Origin of the sequence: Streptomyces colwelliae, assembly GCF_048158785.1 — a bacterium.
In the GTDB taxonomy this organism is placed as follows: Bacteria; Actinomycetota; Actinomycetes; order Streptomycetales; family Streptomycetaceae; genus Streptomyces.
The window spans coordinates 1-2,723 of the sequence record NZ_JBLTJC010000671.1 but is presented as its reverse complement, the minus strand read 5'-3'; the positions used below and the strand labels follow the sequence as shown (position 1 = coordinate 2,723).

At 66.7% G+C, this 2,723-nt stretch carries 3 protein-coding genes and 1 pseudogene; 2 read left to right on the top strand and 2 right to left on the bottom strand.

The window, feature by feature from the left end; translation table 11 throughout:
- Positions 1–306, bottom strand: a pseudogene (locus ACNFOC_RS52980) (hypothetical protein); the annotation flags it as partial.
- 143 nt (positions 307–449) lie between these two features.
- Between ACNFOC_RS52980 and ACNFOC_RS52975 the strand changes: the two are divergent.
- On the top strand, positions 450–1,844 hold the full coding sequence (locus ACNFOC_RS52975; RefSeq protein ID WP_416966107.1) for an NCS2 family permease: 1,395 nt from the start codon (positions 450–452) through the stop codon (positions 1,842–1,844).
- Between the two features lie 19 nt (positions 1,845–1,863).
- Here ACNFOC_RS52975 and ACNFOC_RS52970 read toward each other — a convergent pair whose 3' ends face one another.
- Complete coding sequence (locus ACNFOC_RS52970; RefSeq protein WP_393047307.1) at positions 1,864–2,046, bottom strand: ribbon-helix-helix protein, CopG family; 183 nt, start codon at positions 2,044–2,046, stop codon at positions 1,864–1,866.
- Positions 2,047–2,229: 183 nt separating this feature from the next.
- On the opposite strand from ACNFOC_RS52970, the gene ACNFOC_RS52965 reads away from it, so the two are divergent.
- The gene (locus ACNFOC_RS52965) at positions 2,230–2,667 is read left to right on the top strand and encodes a MarR family winged helix-turn-helix transcriptional regulator (protein WP_366437158.1); all 438 of its coding nucleotides are present in this window, start codon (positions 2,230–2,232) and stop codon (positions 2,665–2,667) included.
- Positions 2,668–2,723 lie beyond the last annotated feature (56 nt).

Genomic DNA, 2,723 nt, shown 5'->3' with positions numbered 1-2,723 from the left:
GAGAAGCAGCTCGCCGAGGGCCGGTTCCCGATGGACGACGTGAGCTGGCGCCACTGGAACAACGGCGCCCGGTACTTCCTGCGCCACGGCCTGCTGCTGGAGGACTTCGACGACGCGGGGCGCGAGCCCGCTCCCGGCCAGGCAGGTCCACAGCCACCACAGATGACCGTGGTCGTCGAACCAGCCGTAGAAGGGGAGCTGTACCAGGAAGAGGACGAACCAGAGGATCGTGAGGCCGATGATCGTCGGGACGATCGGGCCCTCAAGGGGCTCGGGTGCCTCGTGTGTCGGTGTCCACTTCGCCATGCCCCCAGCTTACGAGGCGGCACAAGGCGCTCGGCGGACACTCGGCCCCACGCCGGTCTACGCGCGGAGATAGCGCCTGACGTCTTCATATGTTCATACTGAAACGGTTTCCGTCTGTCCACTTCTGCTCGTAGGAACATCCAATGCAGACCGCCCTCGACCGCTACTTCAAGATCTCCGAACGGGGCAGTAGCCTCCCCCGCGAGATCAGGGGCGGGTTCGCCACCTTCTTCGCGATGGCGTACATCATCGTGCTGAACCCGATCATCCTGGGCAGCGCGAAGGACATGTACGGGCACCACCTCGACAACGGCCAGCTGGTCACCGCCACCGCGGTCACGGCCGCGTTCACCACCCTCCTCATGGGGGTCATCGGCAACGTACCGATCGCGCTCGCCGCCGGACTCGGCGTGAACTCCGTCGTCGCCCTCCAGCTCGCGCCGCGCATGACGTGGCCGGACGCGATGGGCATGGTCGTCCTGGCCGGCCTGGTCGTGATGCTGCTGGTCGCCACCGGGCTGCGCGAGCGCGTCATGAACGCCGTGCCGTACGGACTGCGCAAGGCCATCTCGATCGGTATCGGCCTGTTCATCATGCTGATCGGGCTCGTGGACTCCGGGTTCATCTCCCGCATCCCGGACGCCGCCCAGACCACCGTCCCGCTCCAGCTCGGCGCCGACGGTCACCTCAACGGCTGGCCGGTCCTGATCTTCATCCTCGGCGTCCTGCTCACCCTCGCGCTGATCGTCCGCAAGGTGTCCGGCGCGATCCTGATCTCGATCGTCACGATGACCGTCCTCGCGGTGATCGTGAACGCGGTCGCGACGATCCCCTCCTGGGGCCTGACCACCCCGAAGTGGCCCGGAAACCCGGTCGCCAGCCCGGACTTCGGCCTGATCGGCGAGTTCAGCCTGTTCGGCGGCTTCTCCAAGGTCGGCGTGCTGACCGGCGTCCTCTTCGTCTTCACGGTCCTGCTGTCGTGCTTCTTCGACGCGATGGGCACGATCATGGGCATCAGCGACGAGGCGAAGCTGACCGACGGCGAGGGCAACATGCCCGGCATCAACAAGGTGCTCTTCGTCGACGGCATCGCGGTCGCGGCCGGCGGTGCCAGCTCGTCCTCCGCGACCACCTGCTTCGTGGAGTCCACGGCCGGTGTCGGCGAGGGCGCCCGCACGGGCTTCGCGAACGTCGTCACGGGCGCGCTCTTCGCCGTAGCGCTGTTCCTCACGCCGATCGCCACGATGGTCCCGTCCCAGGCGGCCACCCCCGCGCTGCTCGCGGTGGGCTTCCTGATCCTGGCGGGCTCCGTCAAGGAGATCGACTGGGCCGACTACACGATCGCGATCCCGGCCTTCATCACGATGGTGATGATGCCGTTCACCTACTCGATCACCAACGGCATCGGCATGGGCTTCATCACGTTCGTGGTGCTGCGGCTGGTGGCGGGCCGGGGCCGGGAGGTCCCGGTGCCGATGTACGTCGTGGCGGCGGTGTTCGGCTTCTACTACCTGATGCCGGCGCTGGGCCTGACGTGACCCGCGTTTCTACGGGCCGTCACGTAACGCCGTAGAACTTCTCCGTCTCGTCGACCGCGGTCTGGAACCGCTCGTCGAAGTCGTCCCGGATGAGCGTCTGGACCACATAGTCCTGGACGCTCATTCCCCTTTTCGAGGCATGGTGTCGGAGCCGTTCGAGCAGCTCCCCGTCTATCCGCAGGCTGAGCACGCTGGTCCCCATGTAGACGAGGGTCCGGGGCGGTTCCGGGCGGTGGGTGACGTTCCGCGCCGGTATCACTCATATGGGTGACGCGATGTTTGCCGGGGGGTGCCCCCGGACCCCCAGGCTCAGTGGCCAGGGTCACGGGCATCTCGGCGTGTCGCCATTGGTCTTTAGCGAGAGTAATGAGTTATGCTAAAGAACATGCCGGACCTAACCCATGGCGACGACGCTGCCGCTGTGAACTCCTTGCGATCAGCCGTGATGCGGTTGTCCCGTCGACTCAAGCACCAGCGGGTCGACGAGTCACTGAGCCCCACCGAGATGTCGGTGCTCGGCACCCTGTCCACCTGCGGCAGCGCGACCCCTGGCGAGCTCGCTCGCAAGGAGCACGTGCAGCCGCCCTCGATGACCCGCATCGTGGCGCTGCTGGAGGCCAAGGGCCTGGTCCAGCTGGAGCCGCACCCCGAGGACCGGCGCCAGAAGGTCGTCACCAAGACCTCCCAGGCCGAGGCGATGCTCGAAGAGAGCCGCCGCAAGCGCAACGCGTTCCTGGCCGGCCTGGTCGACGGCCTCGACGAGGACGAGTGGGCGAAGATCGTCGCCGCCGCCCCCGTGCTGGAGAAACTCGCACACCTGTAATCACGCTCTATGTAGGAGGCGACCTTTTGAGTTCGGGACCCGGAGCAGACTCCGCC

What these genes read in the sequence shown, in the direction of transcription:
- ACNFOC_RS52975 (WP_416966107.1), top strand. Translation starts at nt 450, where the DNA reads ATGCAGACCGCCCTCGACCGCTACTTCAAGATCTCCGAACGGGGCAGT.
- ACNFOC_RS52970 (WP_393047307.1), bottom strand. Translation starts at nt 2,046, where the DNA reads ATGGGGACCAGCGTGCTCAGCCTGCGGATAGACGGGGAGCTGCTCGAA.
- ACNFOC_RS52965 (WP_366437158.1), top strand. Translation starts at nt 2,230, where the DNA reads ATGCCGGACCTAACCCATGGCGACGACGCTGCCGCTGTGAACTCCTTG.